Raw genomic sequence first — 21,711 nt, 5'->3', positions numbered from 1 at the left:
TCCTTTTAAGCAAACATAGACCTCAGTTATTGACGGGCTATGTCGCTTAAAGGGGATTTTTTGTCGTTTATACATGGTTTTGGTGAAGAGATTGTAAGCAAATTCGAACTGGAATCTGGTAAAATAAAAAAAGCTGTTTCTAGGAAGGCTTACATGGTTATTCGAGGGTAGGCCCATTTCGCCGGAAATTATATTTTTTGGTTGTTAGATGAAGATATAGGCTGAGAAAAGAGGGGTAAGCCTTGGATATTAATAAAACGGAAACCCTGAAGCGCATTATTTCTGAAGGAAGTTCTTACCAATCATTGTTTTTTAATCACCCAGATGCCATATATGTGATGGACATCCATGGAAATTATATTGATGCCAATCCCTCGATTGAGAGGATTTCAGGGTATACATTTGAAGAACTCCGCAACTTGAATCGAGATAGGATTTGCCCTCCCGAGAGTGAGGAGTCACGTAAAGAATACATTCGTGAAGTACTGGCTGGACATTCAGTCAGTAAGTCGATCACGTTTTATCATAGAGACGGTTCTCTGAAACAGGCCGAGATTACGTATGTACCCATAACGGAACAAGAAGTTATCGTGGGGATATACGGTATTGCCAGAGACGTAACCGAAATCGTAGAAGTCGAACGTAAATTGCACGAAACGCAAGAGAAATATCAGATGTTGGCTGATCATGCCCAGGATCTAATCACCACAAGTTCGATGGACGGCAAGCTGCTTTATGTTTCTCCTTCCGTCTATTCATTGCTGGGCTATCGTCCGGAAGAGGTAACGGGAAAGTTCCTGAAGGATTACTGTTATCCTGAGGATTACCCTGAACTTCTAGAGATGTCGTCGAGTGGGAATGGCTGCAAGATGCGAGTGCTTCATAAGAAGGGGCACTACATCTGGATGGAAACGTTGGCAAAGCCGGTGGCCGGAGAAGAGGGCAAGAATACTCAGATCGTCAGCGTCAGCCGGGATATTACCCAGCATAAAAATGCAGAAAGACGTCTTAGAGAGAGTCGACAACGTTACAAATCTCTCTTCGAACATAATCCGGCAGCGGTGTACTCGCTGAATCTCGAAGGCAAATATACGGCAGTGAACCGCAATCTGGTCAAAATGCTGGATGTACCTCGAAGCAAATTGATCGGGCAGTCCTTTCTTTCGCATTTGGATAAATGTGAAGTGCACGGTGGGCAAGCATATTTCGAACTGGTGAAGCAGGGGAAACCCCAACATTATGAAACGCGGATCGTGAATTCCAGTGGCCGGAAGGTTGATGTGTCTATCATTAATGTTCCCATCATTGTGGACCAGGAACTCGTGGGTGTGTATGGGATCTTGTCTGATATTACGGAGCGTAAGGATTATACAGAGCAGATCCAGGAGCTTAGCAAACAGCATGCCCTGATTCTTAACTCGGTTACAGAGGGCATCTATGGACTGGACGCAGATGGCATCACCAGGTTTATGAATCCGGCTGCTGCTTCCATGTTCGGCTACGAAGCGGAAGAGTTTGTCGGCAAAAACTCGCATCCTATCATTCATCATTCACGTGCAGACGGCAGCTATTTTCCAAAAAGTGAATGCCCTATTCATATGACGGTGATGGATGGGCAGCGCCGTACAGTGAAGGAGGATGTGTTCTGGCGCAAAGATGGAACCAGCTTTCTGGTGGAATATCAGGTTACACCGATTATCGATGAAGGTCAGATTCGTGGTGCCGTTATCGTGTTCAATGATGTGACTGGTGATCGCGAAATTGTGCGCGCAAAGGAAACTGCTGAACTTGCGGCGCAGGCTAAGTCAGAATTCCTGTCCATGGTCAGTCATGAAATTCGCACACCAATGAATGGCATCGTAGGCATGACTGAATTACTCATTGGAACGGATTTATCAGAGGAACAGCGAGAATACGCCGAGATTATCCGTGAGAGCGGCGATGCACTCTTGAATATCCTGAATGACATCCTTGATTTCAGTAAATTGGAGTCCGGGAAAATGGCTCTGGCCTACGAACCGTTCTCGCTGCGCATCATGTTGGAACAGGTTGCAGAACTTTTCTCGTCTAAGGCGGAGGAGAAGCAGTTGAAGATCCGATATCGTCTCAATCCCGACATTCCTGAGTTTATGGTGGGCGATGCGATGCGTATTCGGCAAATTCTCGTCAATCTGGTGAGCAATGCCTTGAAGTTTACGGATCAGGGGAGCATTGATGTTACCGTGGATATTATTCGCGGCAGCAGACCGGAAGCGAGTGTGCTGGACTTTGCTGTGAAGGATACGGGGATCGGTATTCCAGAAGATAAGCTGGATCAGTTGTTCCAGTCCTTCTCTCAACTGCATCCTGTCATTAACCGCAAATATGGCGGGACAGGTCTTGGATTGGTCATCTCGAAGCGGCTCGTGGAGATTATGGGTGGCAGTATCAGTGTAGAGAGTGAAGATGGAAAAGGATCAACCTTCCGCTTCGCTGTGCCTGCCACAAGTGTGGATGCGACTGCAGAGCAATCTGCACGTCAATTCAGCCATGATCGAACACGCCAGGGGGACAAGGTGGCGATGCGTATTCTCGTTGCCGAGGACCACCCGGTAAACCGAAAGATTTTGACAGAATATCTGGAGAAGCTTGGTTACCAAGCAGATGTATGTACCAATGGCGTTGAAGCGATTGAAGCCATTTCGCAAAATGCCTATGATATTGTCCTTATGGATCTTCAGATGCCTGTTATGGATGGACTCAAAGCGACAGACCTTGTACATCGATTAATTCCACAGGAGCGTATTCCAGCTATTATAGCGGTAACCGGAAATGCCAAACGTGAAGACAAGGAAGCTTGTTTGGAAATTGGGATGCGTGACTTCATCAGCAAACCAATCATGCTAAGTGAATTAAAGCGGGTATTGCAGCAATGGGGGCCAGCAGATGAACCTCAGCTTGCACCAAGCTGAAACCCGTACTCCCAAGGTGGATAAAAACAAACACAAAAATGCCAATGACACTTCTGAATCAGGAGGTTATTGGCGTTTTTGTGTTTTTAATTATTTTGTTATGGACCGTCTTTGAATGGATAGATCAAACCAGGGTAAGACGATTGATGTTGCCTGACAAAACTTCACAGGAACGCTCGAATTTCTCACGTTCAGATGCATCCAGATTCAATTCGATAATCTCCTGGATCCCATCGCCGCCAATAATGGCTGGAACACCTGCACAGACGTTGCTCTGTCCATACTCGCCATCGAGAATCGCGGAGACAGCAATGATCTTGTGTTCATCGTTGAGAATCGAACGGGTAATATGTGCGAGTGCGTTACCGATTCCGAATTGAGTGGAACCTTTACGGGTGAAAATTTCCCAACCGGCATCTTTTGTTTTGCGAGCGATATCTTCCAGGTCCAGATGTTTGAAGCGTTCCTTATGCTGCTCCATAATGTGCATAATCGGTTTACCTCCGATGGTGACATGGGACCATGCCACGAACTGGGATTCCCCATGTTCCCCTAGAGCATATCCGTGCACGCTGCGTGGATCGATGGAGAAGACTTCGGACAACAGCGTTTTGAGCCGGGAGGAATCAATAGACGTACCTGTACCGATGACTCGTTCACGCGGAAGACCGGACAGCTTCCATACCATATAAGTTACTATGTCAACCGGATTGGCCGCGACGACAAAAATCCCCCGGAATCCGCTATTCATGATGGGAACAACGATATCTTTGGCAATAGACTCCGCTTCTTCCAGAATATCCAGACGAGTCTGCCCTGGCTTCGGATTCGCTCCGGCAGTTAGGACAATGACGTCCATGCTGCCGCAATCTGCATAAGTGCCAGCATATACCTTCGTGCGGTTATGTGTGAAATCCATGCAATGGGAAAAATCCAGCGCCTGTGCAACCGCGCGATCATACGTCCGGTCAACCATCATAATTTCTCTGCATATCGATTGATTAATCATGGAATACGCACAACTTGAACCGACAAGTCCCGCCCCGATCACCGCTACTTTACCTGATTTACCTAACACTGCCGTTCAGCCCCCATTTACATTTGATTTATCCGTTCATAATGATACATATGTTAAGTATAGTCCTTTATTTTATGCTAATAACTGCTTCTACGTTACATAAGATAACACATGGAAAAGCTGTGCAGCAATGATTTCCTCTGTCGCGGGAGCGTATTGGAGCAATGGAGTTAACAAAATTGACATGAATAATTCATCCTCATAAAAAGTGACGGCATTTGCACCAACGAATTTCGACATGACAGCATTCATGCTCATTGTCGGATGAAGGGTTATTTTTACGAATGAGGCAACTGACAAAAGTTCTTATGAATCCGCAGAAACAGAAGAAAAGCGTCAAAGGGATCTGCCAAGAGACTGACGAATACATACCGACAAGCAAATGAAATATGCGTACTTGATCTATGAGACAGGTTGACCCGATCCGATGACAGTTCCAGAAGGGAACGCTGAAGCCACTACCTTGTATCAAAAAGACTTCATTCCGGGAGGGAATAATAATGATTGAAGAAGTGGGAGCAACGACGGAAACGGCCAAGAGCCTGGGCATTGGTGCCAGTACTCTTCGTAAATATGCGGCAGCGCTTGAGGAACAAGGGTATCGATTCGAGCGTTCCGCCAACAAATCCAGATTGTTCAAGTCGGACGATATCGAGTGCATCGAGCGACTGATGACAGAACTTAGGGAACATAACCTGCCACTTGCAGATGCTGTGGTGACCGTACTGAATCCAGACGTGCCTGTGATGGTAATGGAGGAGGCCTCAGAGACTGAATGTGCGGCAACAGTTATGCCTGCAATATTTCCTGAGGGACCTGAACCAACTGGAGCATTGAGATCTTATGAAGGTCTGGGACAACTGGTGAGTGAAGTGACTTACGGTGCTGTCGGACAGCAGGATGATCAGGTCCAGCTGTTGCAGCATCGGGTGGACGAACTGGAGTTAACGCTGCAACATCTGGCGGATACCCATCTTGCTCTCCAGGAGCAGATGGAGAAGCAGCGCCTATGGATGAATGAGAAGCTGGAAGAAGAGCGGGACCGTGAACTGGTCACCAATCTGCGCAGCTTTCAGGGAAGAAAACGCAAACCCAAAGGAACATCGCTCCGGATGTTGTTTGGGCTACTGCCCAAAAAGCACAAAGAAGCCTGAGAACTCGGCCCATGCTCGTCGTGATTTTACACAGATAGCTTGATATAATGAGCCCATACAACAACAAGACTGGCTGCTGATCTGCTCTGCTTAAACGGGGAACAGGAGATCAGATGGCTGGCGTGGGAGGATCTGTGGAGCTGCGACGAAGCTGGCAAAGACTGCTCGGCCTATGGACTGATCGTCCCCGGCGGAAAGGTACGAAGATCGCCGGACGTTATACGATATATGACTTGCTCGGCATGGGGAGTTATGGACTGACATACCTGTGTACCGATGAACAGACCGGCAAGGATGTGGCGTTAAAAGAATCCAAACCCAGCAAAGGTAGACTCGCTGTACAGTTGCTGAACAGGGAGGCAGATGTGGTGAATCGGATGGATCATCCGGCTATCCCTAAGTTGCTGGACGTGTTCACATACCGGGCGCGCAGTTACATTGTCACCGAGTATATCCTTGGGGAGACACTGGAACAGTGCATATTCGAGCAAGGCTACAAATATACGGAACAGGATTGTCTGGAGCTGGTAAAACAACTGCTGGCTCCCATTATGCATGTTCATGAGCAGGGATATATTCATGGGGATGTCCGTATTCCAAATGTCATTTTACGTGACGGGCAGGTGCACCTGATTGATTTTGGCCTGGCAAGGCGCATGGGGGAGCCGTTGTTGCCTGAGCTGAAACGCCGGATGCGTGAATTACCTGAGCCTGAAGATGAACTGGCTGCACCTGACCAGGATTTGCAGGATCTCGGTCATTTTCTTTTGTTCATGCTGTATTCCGCTTACGAGCCAGAGAAGGGCCGCAAACCGGCCAGTTGGCAGGAAGAACTCAAGCTCACGCCGGAAGTTCGCAATATGCTGGAACGACTACTTGGACTTCGTCCAGGCTATGAAGGTGGGGCGGTGGAATTACAGGCGGATATTGACCGTGTGCTGATGAAATTGTGATGAAGAAATAAATAAGGGTTGTTTTGCTAACCGTGAAGACGGCTGGCAGAACAACCCTTTTAATACATATACGATGACTTAGCGCCAGTCTAGCTGGAGCTGTATTTCCTGCTTTTATAATAACCGGAGCCGTGGCGGCTATCCCGACGCTTCGCATCCGAAGATGAATAGCGTTGATAGGCACGCTTGCCTGAGGAACTGCTGTGACGTTTATATGAGTGTCTATCCGATGAGCTGTTACGCCTATGATGAGATGAAGATTTAGAATCGAGGAGTTTGCCGATAATCTTTTTGAACATGAAAGTTCATCCTTTCGTCTTCAACCGTTTTAAGCATATACGGGGCTCTGTTGGAGTGGGTTTCGGTTTTTTTTAGGGGATTATATTCATTGGACGGGGGCTAGGCGTATAATAGGATGCTCGAGGATTACACGGAATTTTTTATTTTGAGCATTTCGCGTTACAATAGAAGACAGGATGAGATTTTAACGGACAGGAGTAGTTGTAATGATTACGTTGAAGACCAAAGAACAAATCGAACTTATGAAGAAGGCCGGAGAAATTCTTGCCGCATGCCATAGAGAAATCGCTGGAATGATCCGTCCAGGGATCACGACACAGGAAATTGATCAGTTTGCAGAAGCTTTTATGAAGAAAAATGGCGCTACGCCGGAACAAAAGGGATACAACGGGTATCAATATGCGACATGTGCGTCGGTTAATGATGTGATCTGTCATGGATTTCCGGGGAAATATGTACTGCAGGATGGAGACATCGTTACGATTGATATGGTCGTGAATCTGAACGGCTGGCTGGCCGATTCCGCGTGGTCGTATGCGGTGGGTCAGGTGACTCCGAAAGCACAACATCTATTGGACGTTACCAAAACATCTCTCTACAAAGGGATTGAACTGGCTGTGATCGGCAACCGGATCGGTGATATCTCCAATGCGATTCAGACGTATGCGGAAGGTGAAGGTCTATCGGTTGTCCGTGAATTTATCGGTCACGGAATTGGAGAGAAAATGCATGAGGAACCACAGGTGCCTCACTACGGCCCACCACATCGTGGTCCACGTCTCAAGGAAGGCATGGTTATTACGATTGAGCCGATGCTGAACATTGGTACGTACCGTAGCAAGCTGGACTCGGATGGTTGGACAGCGCGTACTCAGGATGGGAGTCTGTCAGCCCAATATGAGCATACGATTGCCATTACAGCAGATGGTCCTGTCATTCTGACTGCTCAATAATGGCTCCAAATGTCTCCGATGTGATGATATTTGCATATTTCAAGGCGGCCCACGTTTGTGATCCGCCTGTTTCGGTTTAAACTATTTAGAGGCGATACACATAGAGCCGGTGGTGAATGATATCAGCTGACAGAGGGTTAACCCCTGTCCACTGGCAAGAAGGAGGTCATTTTGGTGTCTGAAAATAAACAGATCGTACTTGCGTCTCGTCCCGAAGGTGCCCCATCCAGAGAAGACTTTAAATTCATTGATGCACCGCTTCCTGAACCGGATGCAGGACAAGTCCTGGTACGTACGCTATATTTGTCTGTAGATCCATACATGCGGGGCCGCATGAAAGATACAAAATCCTATGCTCCCCCCTATGCGTTGAATGAAGTGATCAAGGGCGGAACGATTGGGCAGGTGGTGGAGTCTTCGGAACCCAATCTGCGCAAAGGGGATTTGGTATCCGGCATGTGGGGCTGGCAGCAGTATGCAGCCGTAAATACAGGGGATATTTCACTGATTGATACAGAAGAGGCTCCAATTACGGCTTACCTGGGCGCGCTTGGCATGACCGGTTTGACCGCTTATTTTGGCATGGAAGACATCGGTAAGCCAAAGGACGGCGAAACGGTAGTTGTATCGGGAGCAGCCGGAGCGGTAGGTATGATTGCGGGCCAGATCGCCAAGATTGTAGGTGCGCGTGTAATCGGGATTGCAGGTTCTGACGAAAAATGTGCTTATCTGAAAGAAAAACTAGGATTCGATGTGGTGTTAAACTATAAGCACGAAGAGGATATGTCTGCTGCCATTGAACGGGCTTGCCCGGCTGGGGTAGACGTTTATTTCGACAATGTTGGCGGTGAAATCTCCGATGCAGTATTGCGCCATATTAATCGGAATGCACGTATTCCACTCTGTGGACAGATTTCGTCATATAATCTGGAGAAACCTGACATAGGCATGCGCCCGCAGACGTTACTGTTAACGAATACAGCGTTAATGAAAGGCTTTCTGGTGGGTGACTATGCCAAGTCCTTTAAGGAAGGCCGAGCCAAACTAGCAAAATGGATCAAGGAAGGCCACATTCAGTTTGAAGAAAACATTGTGGAAGGTTTTGACCAAACGCCTGAAGCATTTATGGGCCTCTTTTCTGGAGATAACCTGGGCAAACAGCTTGTAAAGGTTGCGGACCCCGAATAGATATAGAATTCCTTGAATATATGCCAGAACAGGAAAAGACACGTTCCGCACGGTGAAGTGCAAAGAACGTGTCTTTTTAGTTGTTAGGATGTTGCGATGAAGCTAAGATTCGGCAGCAACAACTTCCTTATAGTGCTTGTACATATATACCCGCCAGCGTACGATCATACCGAAGGCCAGAAGGAAGAACAATCCACCCGTTTGAGGAATGCTCACATAACGCTGAATGACTTCATGCAGGATTAGACGTATTGCAAGCAATCCAAGCAGAATGAACGCGAAGCTTCGTGAACGGGTGGCAAAAATTTCTTCATTAACTCGTTCAAAGCGAGTACTGCGAATGAGGGGATACGAGAATATAAACCAGCCCACCAACAGCGCGATAAGTGCCCATAGAAGCGGAACATGTGTCTCAGGTACAACAAACATGAGAAAACCCGTACTCATTCCCAACGGAGGAATAAGTATTTTGCGAATGGTTACCGGACGGTGGCTGGCTTTCATTCGAATAAAAATGGCAAGTAGGGCCATGACGAGCATACCCAGAGTTGCACCGATCTGAAGGTAAGACGGACTGATTTGAGCCACGTAAAACTCCCTCTTTCTGGAATAATATGTTATCCGGACATCCGGAATATGATGCGAATTACCGGAATTTTCTGTTTCTATTATATCACAAACGAAGAAAGCCGATAGAATGCTTAGTGTATCATTTACCCGGTTTGTATATAGAGGGTTCATTTGAAAAATTTGTATTATTGTACCCAGTGTGGGGCGGTTTATTCGAGTAAGGGGAATTCAGGAAATGAACGAACATGTAGGGTCATAAAAATCGACGGTTACAAGACAGATAACCACGTGGGTCATATAGAGCTTGTCATGCGACTGCACAAACATATGAAACAGATGAAAGGGCGTGGACGTATTATATACATTCCCGATCCGATCTATGGGTGGATGGGCTACAGAAGGAACGACAGTAATAAGGGAAAGGAGTATTATGCCGATCATAGTAATACCTTGGAACAGAGCAAGGAGGAATACGCTTCATGAATAGAAGTCACAGGCCGCTCACGGGATGGACATTGGCTTGTCTGACCGTGGTATCAGTGGTCCTGGTTATCCCCTGGATTTTGTGGCAATCACAGGCACCGACACCGCTTAACATCATGATTGTTGACAAAAGTAAACCGGACTTGTCCTATGTAGGGCATAAGGGACTAGTCTGGATTCTGAATCAGCAGAAGATTGTCCAACAGACAGGGGAACATTATACGTATGAAGAGGACTACTACGGATATGATATACAGAACGGAATCTCCCGGATTGAACGGAAATTGCCGGATGAGGTGACCGACACGGACCTGATCTATCTGACGGCGAATCAACATATTTCATCTACAGATACGAATGAACGTATACAAGGCAAAGCTTATGAAGGTCTTACGATATATGATGCGCACAAAATTCGTGAAGCTGCAACCAAAGGCGTAACGATTGTCGCTGAGTTTAGCGCCTTGTCGAATTCTGTTTCGAACATGACAAGAGAGCAATTGTATCCGATTCTGGGCATGAAAAGCAGCGGATGGCAGGGGAGATCGGTATCGGATCTGCAGAGCTTGGATGAAGTGCCCCAGAAGGTACGAATGAACTATGAGCTTAGGGAGAAAAAGGAGTGGCCCTATCATGGAGCAGGTATTGTACTGATTCATGAGGATGGACGTGTGATTGTACTGAAGCAAGGCCGTGATGTAAAGACCGGTGACATAAAGCTCTCCTTTACACAGGAAGGTGGGAAATGGAGTGGAATTACCCGGGATATCCATTACAGCGAATGGTTTGACATCATTGTGCCTGAGCAACAGGCTACTGTACTGGCCTGGTATAAGACGGATCTAACGGAGAATGGTCAGCAGAAACTGATGGACGCAGGTATTCCGGTGGAATTCGCTGCTCTTATCCGGCATGAGGGATATAATCGGACATATTATATGGCAGGGTCCTTCGGTGAGCTGGAGCATTATTCGTTCTGGCGCCGTATTAAGGGGTGGGATGTGGTGAAAACGAGGCTCACACCGGATCAAAAGGGCGTCCCGGATCGGTTTTACTGGAAAGTATATGTACCCGTGATGAAGAAGATTTTGCAGGAAGTCCAGACAGGGCAAGCACCCTGGCAATAGAAAAACCGTTCCTTTGGTAGCGGGACGGTAGGATACATAAGGAGGGCTACAGATCATCTGCAGCCCTCTTCCATTTGGCATCAAGATATATCAGGTTTTAAGAATGAAGATGTCGCAGCCCATTCAGGAAAGCGGCCACGGACAGTTGCAGGCTCTCATCCGGGTCAAAGTTCATACCGAAGCCACCTTTTTCACCCATGGAGGCGAAGCCGTGGCAAAGACTGCGTAAACCGCGAACGGCATGGAGCGTTTCCGCTTCACTTAGCGTATAGGGCTGCAACAGGCGGAGCAGCAGATCTAGGGCAGCTGTACTCTCCACAACGAGCTGCGGTTCCTGACGGTCCGGGGCATGGAAAAAGGCTTCGTATAGCCCTGGATGCTTGCGGACGAAGCCGATATATGCGGCAGCGACCTCCTGAATGGCTTCGTCACCCGAACGGCCGACAGAAGCCTCAGTTAATGCAAGCCTGAGCTGCTGTGCGGACATCAACGCCAATTCCTGGCGAAGCCCGGGAAGACCGTTGATGTGGTTATAAAGCGACGGGGAGCGCACGTCCAGCCGCTGGGCCAGAGCGGCCAGTGTTAGCGAATGGAATCCGTCGCTGTCGGCAAGCTGGGCGGCGGCACTTAACAGAGCGCCGCGATCCAGCCCTTGGCGGGGGCTCACAGATGCCCCCCGGCAGGGCGCAGCCGCTGCTCTGCGTCTGCTGTAGCTGCGCGCATGGCCGCGGCGGGCTGTCGCAGCATTCGTCCGTGCCCTACAGCGAGCACGGACGGCTCCAGCTCAGCCAGGCGCTTGGCGCTGGCAAGAGCAAGTTCACGGTTCCACGTCGCCAGCGCGGGGAACGGAAAGAGCGGGCGCAGGCGGCCGGATACGGCGAGGCCACCGTGCAGCTGATACGCGTCGCCAGCGATGAGCACGCGGCTGCGCGTATCCATGAAGGCCATATGGCCCGGCGTATGGCCTGGGGTAGCAATGGCGACCAGGGATCCGATCCGGTCGCCGTCATCGAGCAAGCGATCCGGCCGGGTGCGGATCGCTTTGGGTACACTGCCGCGTACCGGAGTCTGCTGCTCGCCGGGAAGCAGGGAGGCGTCTCCGGCCAGCAGCGGGGCATCTCTTCTGGAGATGCAGACCTCGGCTTTAGGCAGCGCATCCTTAAGGCCATCCAGTGCACCAACATGGTCGCCATGGGCGTGAGTCAGAATGATTCTGGTAATCGGTTTACCCAGGGATTGTGCAGTAGACAGAATCCCCTTCAGACTGAATGGCATTCCAGCATCAATAAGGGTAAACCCATCTTTTTCTTCAACAAGATATACGTTCACAGGAAAGAGGCGCGGAAGGAATGAAACTTGGACAACATCATGCTCACGTGTAATTCGCATCATTAAATCCTCCTTAAAACTAATGTTGTTAGTAATATAACTAATATCATTAGTTTTTGCAATACCCCATGTAGATTTGCTTAAAAAATAGGATATTTTAAAATCCCAAAACACTTTACAAAAAAAGCGTTTTCAAAATAGGAATAACCGATTATAATAATCTCGTAAGCCCTTTCATATGTCTATCTTATTGGAGCCTTTCGCGAAGCGATAGGCTCACTTTTTTTGTTCTGTTCCCTCAAAACACGGAGGAACTCAACCTTTTTACTAAGCCTGTGAAGGGCCTGTATATACTGGTATGACAGGGGATATTGGGTTTACTAACCCCTAAGTTGAGAGTGTTGACAAACATAACTGTTATTCCTATAATAACAGTTATACTTACCTTGGATTGAATTTTCATCGGTGAACGATATGCCGGGAAGGGAGTAAGTAATGAACAGTGAATTTACCATTGCTGTGCACTGTCTGGTCTTTCTGTCCATGAAGGATGAGTGTATGGCCAATAGTGAAGACTTGTCTCAAAGTGTGGGTACGCATCCAGCCAGAGTACGCAAGGTGCTTAGTGTGCTGCGGAAGCATGGATACCTAACAACCAAGGAAGGTGCTCACGGTGGATATCTGCTCAGCCGTCCGAGTGATGAAATCAAGCTTGGAGAACTGTACAGACTGGTAGCGGGTGGATCACTTGGTCCCAGCTGGTGTTCGGGAGAATCCGGTTCAACATGCGTTGTTTCTTCCAATATGCAGGGTGTGATGGGAAGCATCTACGATGGAGGCGAAGAGGCACTGAGTGCTTATTTTGACCGTATATCCATTGAGGATGTGAAGCATCGTATCGGTAATGGGGAAGAATGTTCTTTGTCTATGGAACCCTTGTCCATGAAGGATAGGTCGTGACAGAACTGATCGTTAACAGCTCTTCATGACCTGGCCTTGGACTGCTGCTGTCAGGCATGGTGGACAGGCTATACAAGGACGTTTGCTCCGGTTGTAAGATCCGTTGATGTTTCAGGCGATTCCGGGCATAACGTGAACACAGATGGAAGCGATCGTCTGCGCTGATGTTATTTTCGGAAGGTGAGTACTCGGTAGAGTTTGGCCTTGCGAACGTAAAAAAATAAAAAAGAACTTGGGGAGTGGAACGCATGTCCAGCATTGAAAACAATGAAACACTTCGCGTGATTAACGAACGTCACGCTGTCAAAAAGTACGAAAGTGGTTTTGTTATGCCCGAAGCGGATCTGAACGCTATTCTGACTGCCGCTTCCGAAGCCCCGTCTTCATGGAACCTGCAACACTGGAAATTCCTCGTGATCGAATCCGAAGCAGACAAAGCCAAGTTGCTGCCAATCGCTTACGGCCAAAGTCAAATCACAGACAGCTCCGTTACGATCGCTGTACTCGGGGATCTGGAAGCGAACCGCAACGCCGTGATTTATGATCAGGCTGTTGAAGCAGGTGCAATCCCGGCTGAAGTTCGTGACGCATTGGTTGGACAGATCAATGGTGCTTACAAAAATCCGCAAATCGCCCGCGATGAAGCGATCCGCAATGCATCGTTTGCTTCACAGAACATTATGCTTGCTGCACGTTCCCTGGGATATGATACTTGCCCAATGGGTGGTTACAACCCGCAACAATTGATCGAAACGTTCAACATCCCTGCGCGTTATTTGCCAACGTTGTTGATCACTGTAGGTAAAGCTGCAGTTCCAGCTCGTCCGTCAGGTCGTTTCCCACTGTCTGAGGTTGTTGTTAAAGGTTCTTTCTAAGACTGATTTTGGATCAGTTATTGTTATAGGTATCAATAGATATAACATAAATAGCCGCATGTCCCCTCTAAAGGGAACATGCGGCTATTTGGTTTTTAAATGATGAAGAAGGTCATTATTTCTCTGGTGTTTCCGGGATTTTCGGTGCATTGAAATCTTCCAGATACTCAATTGCGTTATACATCATAACCGCAGCTTCGGCGCGGGTAATTGTTTCCTTCGGATTGAAGTTGCCCTCTCCATCGAGCGTGTTAATCTTCAAGACAAGGGAGCGTTGAACAGCACCTTGAAATTCTGGAGTCAGCTCTTTATCGTCCGTGATATCTACAGGTTTGATGTTAATCATTGGCAAGCCACCTTTGGCTTCAATGCCCTGCATCAAGAAAAGGGTAAACTGTTCACGGGTCAACGCCTTGGAAGGGTCGATATCGTTGGTCATCTTAATACCATTGAACTGGGCACGGACAAAAGCATCACTGTACCATACGCCATCTTTTACGTTGGAAAAGTAGTCACTTGGCAGCGGCTGCTTGATAAAACGAATCGTGTCCAAATTCAGATTCAGACCATCTGCAATGAGCTGTATACCCTGAGCCGTGTTTAGCTCCTGTTCCGGTTTGAACAAGCTATCACTTACGCCTTTGATTAAACCATCCTGATGTAGGGATTCAATCTTATCTGCCCCTGCAATATCTTGAATATCAGTGAATTCCGCTTGAGCGGCATGAATCGGACCAGCGCTCAGAGATAAGGTAAGTAAAGCTCCGGCTGTTAATGTAGCCAATATATTTTTTTTCATATCAGATTCGCCTCACTTTTCCAGGGAGTATCCCTTTGTATAAAAGTTATTTGTCCCTATAGACGACCCTATTCCTCAAAAGGTTGCTGTAATTTTCATTGTTTCTCCACGACATATTCCGTTGGAATATGTACAAAGGGAATGGACTATTGTAAGGCCTTACACTTTGTATTATCTTGAGGGTAGATAACCACTGAAGCAAAAGTCTATGAATTGGGTAAGTACATAACAGTGGAATCAACTATTCGGGTTACAACTTCTTATAATTGCATGTAATTAGAGTGTGAGATCAATCATTTGAATCAATAAGGAGAGAATGAAACGATGGAACCAACAGCAACGAATGAAGTTTTTTTCTATACAGGTACTTATGCATCAGCAGATCAACCGGGGATTTTTCTTTGTGCGTTGAACAAGGAAACAGGCGAGTTACGGATTGTAAATCATATGGATGGGGTGGATAATCCGTCTTATCTGGCTTTATCTCCGGATGGGAATGGTCTGTACGTGGTAAGTGAGACGGATGAGGGAGAGGTGCTGGTCTATCGCAGGGATGCCGCAACGGGTGAGCTGCACTTGATGGATCGCAAATTGACGAAGGGCGCATCGCCTTGTTATGTATCTGTCACGGAGGATGGCGAGTGGGTGCTGACTTCAAACTACAGCAGCGGTAGTGTGAACGTATTTCCGGTAGGAGATCAAGGCACGCTTGAAGAGATGAGTGCGTTGATTGAGCATACCGGAAGAGGGCAGAATGATGACCGTCAGGAAGGGCCGCACGCCCACTCGATCCAACCAGACCCTTCCGGTCAGTATGCCGTTGTCTGTGATCTGGGTCTGGATCAGATTATTGTGTATCGTCAGGAAGAAGGTCGCCTGGTAACGCATCGTGAGATGAATCAGCCTCCAGGCTCTGGACCGAGACATCTCGTCTTCCACCCAAGCTCGAAATGGGCCTATGTGATTAATGAATTGAGTAACACCGTTACGGCATTCATGTATGATCAACGCAGAGGTGAGTTCACTACGTTGCAGCATATCACCACACTGCCTGAAGGACATTCTGGTGAAGGTACGGGAGCGGATATCCGTGTGTCCCCATGTGGCCGTTTCCTGTATGCTTCCAATCGTGGGGACGACAGCATTGTGCTGTATCACATTGACCAGGAATCCGGTGAGCTGGAGGCTATAGAGTGGACTTCCACTATCGGTCAGACTCCGCGTAACTTCAACCTGCTTCCCGGTGGTATTCTGCTGGTGGCCAATCAGGACAGCAACAACCTGGTTGCTTTCCAGATCAATGGTGAAGATGGACGTCTAACACACAACGGATTCAAGCTGGAGATACCCCGCCCAGTGTGTATTGCTCCGGTAGTATAAGGTGGGATGACACAACATTCTTTGTTACGTTCAAATTCCGATCGAGCTTGTGAGAAAGAAGCATCCAAGTCGAAAGATTCATCTTTCGGCTTTTTTCCTTTTTTTCATACATAAAATTACTAAGTTAGACCTATAGATGGAATTATATGTTTAATTTAAAATGAATATATTAAAGCGCTTACATGGATGCGAGATGGCGCTACCAAGGGCATCGGGCTTACCAATTCGATTGGGGAGGCAATGGCTTTATGGGAAAACGATCGTTATGGAAGCGTACATTGCGGACCGCAGGTGTGTCACTGCTGAGTTCTGCGCTACTGGTTACTTCGCTGGGTCTTGGAGACACGTCGGTCACTCATGCTGCGGGTGCCCGTCAGATGGAGTTTCTGGACCGAGGTGTAGTTGCAGTGAAGACAGGCACAGGTGTGTTCGTTAGCTGGCGGCTTCTGGGTACGGAAGGGTCGAATGTATCGTTTAATGTCTATCGGGATGGAACCAAGGTAAACGCATCGCCCATAACGAACAGCACCAACCTTCAGGATACAAGCGGGACAAGCAGTTCCAAATATACGGTTCGAGCCGTAGTCAGTGGAACCGAACAGGCTGCTTCGACGGCAGCGAGCGTATGGGGCAATAATTATTTGTCTGTACCTCTCAGTGTACCCGCAGGAGGCACAACACCGGATGGTGTAGCCTACACGTACAGTGCCAATGATGCGAGTGCAGGCGATGTGGACGGGGACGGCGAGTATGAACTGATTGTAAAGTGGGACCCGTCCAACTCCAAGGATAATTCCCAAAGCGGCTACACGGGTGAAGTATTTATCGATGCCTACAAATTGAATGGAACGCGCTTATGGCGTATCAGTCTGGGTAAAAATATCCGTGCGGGTGCCCATTACACCCAGTTCATGGTGTACGATCTGGACGGAGACGGCAAGGCGGAAGTCGCGATGAAAACGGCTGATGGTACCAAGGATGGTACGGGCGTTGTCATCGGGGATGCCAGCAAGGATTATCGTAATTCCAGCGGATACGTTCTGTCCGGGCCGGAGTTCCTTACGATTTTCAATGGACAGACCGGCAAAGCACTTTCCACGGTGAACTACGAACCGGCGCGCGGTAATGTGTCCGATTGGGGAGACAACTATGGCAACCGGGTCGATCGGTTCCTTGCTGCGATTGCGTATTTGGATGGGGAGCGGCCAAGTCTGGTCATGGCGCGTGGATACTACACCCGAACCGTTCTGGTGGCGTACAACTGGCGGGATGGACAACTAGCCAAGCAGTGGACGTTTGACTCCAACACGTCAGGTAATTCAGGTTATGCAGGACAGGGCAACCATAATCTGAGCGTTGCGGACGTAGATGGCGATGGCAAAGACGAAATCGTTTACGGAGCGATGGCGGTGGATGATAACGGCAAAGGACTTTACACGACAGGGCTTCATCATGGGGATGCGATGCATCTAAGTGATCTGGACCCCGATCGTGCGGGACTTGAAGTATTCCAGGTGCATGAAACAGCGTCCAATGCCGGAGTGGAATTCCGTGATGCGCGTACAGGTCAGTTGATCTGGGGCATACCTACGACAAAAGATATTGGACGCGGCATGGCAGCCGATATCGATCCACGTTATAAGGGTGCCGAAGTGTGGGCAGATGGTGGTTTGTATACAGCCAAAGGGCAGAAAATTGGGACAACCCTGCCTTCCTCCACGAATTTTTGCATCTGGTGGGACGGTGACCTTCTCCGCGAGTTGCTGGACAGCAACAGGATTGATAAATGGGACTACGCCAATAGCAAAACGGTTAATCTGTTGACCGCATCCGGTGTTTCTTCCAATAATGGAACGAAATCCACACCGAATCTGCAGGCTGACCTGTTTGGCGACTGGAGAGAAGAAGTGGTATGGCGGACCAATGATAGCTCTGCACTGCGCATCTACACAACAACAGCCATTACGGACAAACTGATCTACACCCTGATGCATGATCCGGTATACCGTCTTGGCGTAGCTTGGCAAAATGTAGCCTATAACCAACCGCCACACACGGGCTTTTATTTGGGAGATGGCATGAGCACACCTCCCGTACCGAATATCCGGTACGCAGGCAAATAAGAGGGAAAGGGCATGGACTCATGCCAACCCCAGGAATGATGTTACAGCGAATAAAACTTACCGCTGATAAGGGAACAACGGACTTTGATTCGTTGTTCTTCTTTTTCTGCCATTTACACAGATATTCGGTAGAAATCGGAAAAAAACGTTTGACAGTCATATGTACTGCCCTTATGATACGTATATAACTCACTAAACAGGTAGGAATAATAAAAATGACCTTGCTCTATTTGCGGGAGCAGTCATTTACAGTCACATGAGAGATCGTAACGTGAACAGAATAACGTTCTCACCGTATAGACGGAGGAACACCGCAGCGCATCATTTCTGGATGAAGCATACACGGCCTTTGGGTCGGCATGACTTTATGAGGGAGAAGTGCGCGGGGGTTCCTCCGTTTTTTGTTTTTTTTCGGTGCGTTCCATGCTGTTCAGCCTGCCTGGGGTAATCTTGCAGATCCATTCGGGGGGAGTGTTATCTATGAAAAAGAGAATTCATAAGGGTATTCTGGTTGGTCTGGCATTGGTGTTAACAGGGGTACTGGCGGCATGCGGATCGGATAGCGGTGGCACGAATGCGACAGGAACATCGGGGGGAACGGAAGGTGGCAAAGAAGGGGCAAAAGCGATCGAGCTGCTGAATGTATCCTATGATCCGACACGTGAACTCTATGAGCAATATAACAAGGCGTTTGCGGCGTATTGGCTGAAAGAGAAAGGTCAGGAAGTAACGGTTAAGCAGTCTCATGGTGGGTCAGGTAAACAAAGTCGTTCTGTTATCGATGGGCTGGACGCGGATGTGGTTACTCTGGCATTGGGATACGATATCGATGCTATTGAAGATAAAGGTCTGATCAATGCGGGTTGGCAGGACAAATACGAGCACAACAGCTCCCCGTATACTTCAACGATCGTATTTTTGGTACGCAAAGGCAATCCGAAAGGCATTAAGGACTGGGATGATCTCATCAAGGGAGATACCCAAGTCATTACCCCGAATCCAAAAACGTCCGGCGGGGCACGTTGGAACTATCTGGCGGCGTGGGGATATGCGCTCAAACATAACAACAATGATGAGGAGAAAGCCAAAGCGTTTGTTGCAGAGCTGTTCAAACATGCGCCTGTCCTTGACTCTGGAGCACGTGGGGCGACGACTACGTTTGTAGAGCGCGGTATTGGTGATGTACTGCTTGCATGGGAGAATGAGGCTTTCTTGTCAGTTAAAGAGTTGGGACCGGACAAATTCGATATTGTTGTGCCTTCGGTCAGTATTTTGGCTGAACCACCTGTAGCGATTGTAGATAAAAATGCAGACAAAAAAGGCAGCCGCGAAGTGGCTGATGCCTATCTGAAATATTTGTACAGCGAAGAGGGGCAAACCATTGCTGCCGAGAACTATTACCGTCCAACCCTGGACAGCGTAAAGGAAAAGTTCAAGGATCAGTTCCCGCAGCTTGAGCTGTTTACATTGAACGATGTATTTGGCACATGGCGCGATACCCAGGCCAAGCACTTTAATGACGGCGGTATCTTTGACCAGATTTATGTTCCGGGCAGCTAATGCATCTGACGTCGATGATGTTGCATGACCGTGTAAGCGGCCAACCAGTCCGACCGACTGAAGGCAGAGAGGATGAACGTGCATGAGCAAGGTGATGGTGGCCCGGAGTCGCACACTACCGGGATTCGGATTAACGATGGGTTACAGTGTGCTTTACCTGAGCCTGGTTGTACTTATTCCACTCGCAGCGCTCTTGTTTAACTCGACGGGGCTGACCTGGTCCACACTGATTGAGGTGGCGACCAATCCCCGGGTACTGGCTTCTTTCCAGGTGAGTTTTCTGACTGCAGGTGCAGCCGCCCTGATCGATCTGGTCCTTGGGCTGCTCCTGGCTTGGGTACTTGTCCGGTATGAGTTCCCTGGAAAACGGCTGTTTGATGCCGTCATTGATCTGCCTTTTGCCTTGCCGACAGCAGTGGCGGGGGTTGCCTTAACGGCGCTGTATGCCGGGAATGGCTGGATTGGGCAGTTTGTGGAACCTCTGGGCATCAAGCTGGCCTATTCACAGGCGGGCATTACGCTCGCGCTGATGTTTATTGGGATTCCGTTTGTGGTGCGTACGGTGCAGCCGGTATTGCAGGAATTGGAGACCGAGGTGGAGGAAGCTGCGGCTACGCTCGGAGCGGGAAGATGGCGGATATTCCGAAAGATCCTGCTTCCGGATCTGATCCCGCCGCTGCTGACCGGTTTTGCGTTAGCCTTTGCCCGAGGTATTGGCGAATATGGTTCAGTGGTGTTTATCTCAGGCAATATGCCGATGAAAACGGAGATTGCGCCCCTGCTGATCATGGCGAAGCTGGAGCAGTTCGATTATGCGGGAGCTACGGCGGTAGCCTTGCTGCTGCTGCTGGTCTCTTTTGTCCTGCTCTTGATCATTAATTCACTTCAACGCTGGAGCCGTAAGGCAGGCAGAGCTTAGTGAGCAGTGAACCAACCTAAACCAAAAGGAGGTACAGAATATGGCGGGTTCCGTTCCATTAACGCCTGCTTCCCGTGTAAGAACCGGGCCGGGGCCAAACCGAGCAACGACGGAAGCACCGTGGGTTAAATGGTTGTTGATCGGGTTGGCAAGTCTGGTGCTGCTCTGGCTGCTCATCTTGCCGCTGGTGATCGTGCTGATGGAGGCGTTAAAACAAGGCTGGGGTGTCTACATCGCCGCGCTTACCGAGCCGGACGCGATGTCGGCATTGAAACTTACGCTGCTGGTTGCCGGAATCACCGTACCGCTCAATACGATATTTGGTGTGGCGGCTGCGTGGGTCATTACTAAGTTCCAATTCAGGGGCAAAGGACTCATGATCACCCTGATCGATCTTCCTTTTTCGATTTCGCCTGTGGTAGGCGGGTTGATCTTTGTCCTCGTCTTTGGGTCGAATGGATGGTTTGGACCTTGGCTGGCCGAGCATGATATCAAAATTATTTTTGCCCTGCCCGGCATTGTCATCGCAACGTTGTTCATTACGTTTCCCTTCGTTGCCAGAGAACTGATTCCGCTAATGGAAGATCAGGGCACGAGGGAGGAAGAAGCGGCGGTTACGCTTGGGGCCTCGGGGTGGCGGATTTTCTGGAATGTGACACTTCCCAACATCAAGTGGGGACTGCTGTATGGCATTATTCTGTGTAATGCGCGGGCGATGGGCGAGTTTGGGGCCGTGTCTGTTGTATCGGGACATATTCGCGGGGAGACTAACACCTTGCCGCTGCATGTCGAGATCCTGTATAACGAATATCAATTCTCCGCTTCGTTTGCCGTCGCCTCCTTGTTGCTGATTTTGGCTCTGGCAACGTTGCTGCTCAAGAGCTGGTTGGGTCATAAAACGATTCCCGAAAAGTGATGTAACACTCCTGTATCCATGCCGATCATCTTGGTTTTGAAGAGGGTTCCGAATGAAAATGGATTTTGTTTAAACTTCATGAAAATTCGGATT

At 48.6% G+C, this 21,711-nt stretch carries 18 protein-coding genes and 1 pseudogene; 13 read left to right on the top strand and 6 right to left on the bottom strand.

The genetic code is table 11. The annotated features are described in order from the left end of the window. The first annotated feature begins 242 nt into the window (after positions 1-242). Positions 243-2,951 (top strand): PAS domain-containing hybrid sensor histidine kinase/response regulator, encoded by a 2,709-nt coding sequence (locus CS562_RS26120; RefSeq protein WP_076290619.1) that lies wholly within the window; start codon positions 243-245, stop codon positions 2,949-2,951. A 124-nt stretch (positions 2,952-3,075) separates the two neighbouring features. Here CS562_RS26120 and CS562_RS26115 read toward each other — a convergent pair whose 3' ends face one another. Further along, a complete protein-coding gene (locus tag CS562_RS26115; RefSeq protein WP_064642616.1) occupies positions 3,076-4,029 on the bottom strand; it encodes an L-lactate dehydrogenase in 954 nt (317 codons plus the stop codon). 500 nt (positions 4,030-4,529) lie between these two features. On the opposite strand from CS562_RS26115, the gene CS562_RS26110 reads away from it, so the two are divergent. The 4 genes from CS562_RS26110 (at position 4,530) to CS562_RS26090 (ending at position 8,577) form a co-directional block, all read left to right on the top strand. After that, positions 4,530-5,183: a MerR family transcriptional regulator gene (locus CS562_RS26110; protein WP_099858625.1), complete on the top strand. Its 654-nt coding sequence runs from the start codon at positions 4,530-4,532 to the stop codon at positions 5,181-5,183. Between the two features lie 113 nt (positions 5,184-5,296). After that, entirely contained in the window at positions 5,297-6,136 is an 840-nt protein-coding gene (locus CS562_RS26105; RefSeq protein WP_099858624.1) for a serine/threonine protein kinase, read from the top strand. 506 nt (positions 6,137-6,642) lie between these two features. After that, the gene (gene map, locus CS562_RS26095) at positions 6,643-7,389 is read left to right on the top strand and encodes a type I methionyl aminopeptidase (RefSeq protein ID WP_099858622.1); all 747 of its coding nucleotides are present in this window, start codon (positions 6,643-6,645) and stop codon (positions 7,387-7,389) included. Positions 7,390-7,563: 174 nt separating this feature from the next. After that, positions 7,564-8,577 (top strand): NADP-dependent oxidoreductase, encoded by a 1,014-nt coding sequence (locus tag CS562_RS26090; protein WP_099858621.1) that lies wholly within the window; start codon positions 7,564-7,566, stop codon positions 8,575-8,577. A 102-nt stretch (positions 8,578-8,679) separates the two neighbouring features. Here the strand turns inward: CS562_RS26090 and CS562_RS26085 are convergent, their stop codons facing one another. Next, a complete protein-coding gene (locus CS562_RS26085; protein ID WP_175382111.1) occupies positions 8,680-9,165 on the bottom strand; it encodes a CcdC family protein in 486 nt (161 codons plus the stop codon). Between the two features lie 461 nt (positions 9,166-9,626). Here CS562_RS26085 and CS562_RS26075 point away from each other — a divergent pair, with 461 nt between their 5' ends. After that, positions 9,627-10,757 carry a hypothetical protein gene (locus CS562_RS26075; protein ID WP_099858619.1) on the top strand — a complete coding sequence of 377 codons (1,131 nt, stop codon included), beginning with the start codon at positions 9,627-9,629 and terminating at the stop codon, positions 10,755-10,757. Between the two features lie 97 nt (positions 10,758-10,854). Here the strand turns inward: CS562_RS26075 and CS562_RS26070 are convergent, their stop codons facing one another. The 3 genes and pseudogenes from CS562_RS26070 to CS562_RS26065 all read right to left on the bottom strand — a co-directional run bounded on the left by CS562_RS26070 (position 10,855) and on the right by CS562_RS26065 (position 12,146). Further along, positions 10,855-11,244: a TetR-like C-terminal domain-containing protein gene (locus tag CS562_RS26070; protein ID WP_246318088.1), complete on the bottom strand. Its 390-nt coding sequence runs from the start codon at positions 11,242-11,244 to the stop codon at positions 10,855-10,857. A gap of 51 nt (positions 11,245-11,295) precedes the next feature. Further along, positions 11,296-11,424: pseudogene (locus CS562_RS33745) on the bottom strand (TetR family transcriptional regulator); the annotation flags it as partial. Further along, the gene (locus CS562_RS26065) at positions 11,421-12,146 is read right to left on the bottom strand and encodes an MBL fold metallo-hydrolase (protein WP_180287227.1); all 726 of its coding nucleotides are present in this window, start codon (positions 12,144-12,146) and stop codon (positions 11,421-11,423) included. The gene CS562_RS26065 and the pseudogene CS562_RS33745, both read right to left, overlap by 4 nt. Before the next feature lie 435 nt (positions 12,147-12,581). Here CS562_RS26065 and CS562_RS26060 point away from each other — a divergent pair, with 435 nt between their 5' ends. Further along, positions 12,582-13,046, top strand: a complete 465-nt coding sequence (locus CS562_RS26060) for an Rrf2 family transcriptional regulator (RefSeq protein WP_076290611.1) — start codon at positions 12,582-12,584, stop codon at positions 13,044-13,046. 248 nt (positions 13,047-13,294) lie between these two features. Continuing rightward, complete coding sequence (locus CS562_RS26055; protein WP_076290610.1) at positions 13,295-13,921, top strand: nitroreductase family protein; 627 nt, start codon at positions 13,295-13,297, stop codon at positions 13,919-13,921. A gap of 115 nt (positions 13,922-14,036) precedes the next feature. Here the strand turns inward: CS562_RS26055 and CS562_RS26050 are convergent, their stop codons facing one another. Further along, entirely contained in the window at positions 14,037-14,720 is a 684-nt protein-coding gene (locus CS562_RS26050) for an S-layer homology domain-containing protein (RefSeq protein WP_076290609.1), read from the bottom strand. A gap of 324 nt (positions 14,721-15,044) precedes the next feature. Between CS562_RS26050 and CS562_RS26045 the strand changes: the two genes are divergently transcribed. The 5 genes from CS562_RS26045 (at position 15,045) to cysW (ending at position 21,618) form a co-directional block, all read left to right on the top strand. Beyond that, positions 15,045-16,100, top strand: a complete 1,056-nt coding sequence (locus CS562_RS26045) for a lactonase family protein (protein WP_099858616.1) — start codon at positions 15,045-15,047, stop codon at positions 16,098-16,100. Positions 16,101-16,348: 248 nt separating this feature from the next. After that, on the top strand, positions 16,349-18,223 hold the full coding sequence (locus tag CS562_RS26040; protein ID WP_099858615.1) for a rhamnogalacturonan lyase: 1,875 nt from the start codon (positions 16,349-16,351) through the stop codon (positions 18,221-18,223). 480 nt (positions 18,224-18,703) lie between these two features. Continuing rightward, a complete protein-coding gene (locus CS562_RS26035) occupies positions 18,704-19,783 on the top strand; it encodes a sulfate ABC transporter substrate-binding protein (protein ID WP_099858614.1) in 1,080 nt (359 codons plus the stop codon). Between the two features lie 82 nt (positions 19,784-19,865). Next, entirely contained in the window at positions 19,866-20,702 is an 837-nt protein-coding gene (cysT, locus tag CS562_RS26030) for a sulfate ABC transporter permease subunit CysT (RefSeq protein WP_063566191.1), read from the top strand. Positions 20,703-20,742: 40 nt separating this feature from the next. Then, complete coding sequence (gene cysW / locus CS562_RS26025) at positions 20,743-21,618, top strand: sulfate ABC transporter permease subunit CysW (protein WP_063566190.1); 876 nt, start codon at positions 20,743-20,745, stop codon at positions 21,616-21,618. Positions 21,619-21,711: the final 93 nt, after the last annotated feature.

It is taken from the genome of Paenibacillus sp. LK1, assembly GCF_002750415.1.
GTDB lineage: Bacteria > Bacillota > Bacilli > Paenibacillales > Paenibacillaceae > Paenibacillus > Paenibacillus taichungensis.
The sequence above is the reverse complement of the archived record's forward strand: the minus strand, read 5'-3'. Positions and strand labels throughout refer to the sequence as shown.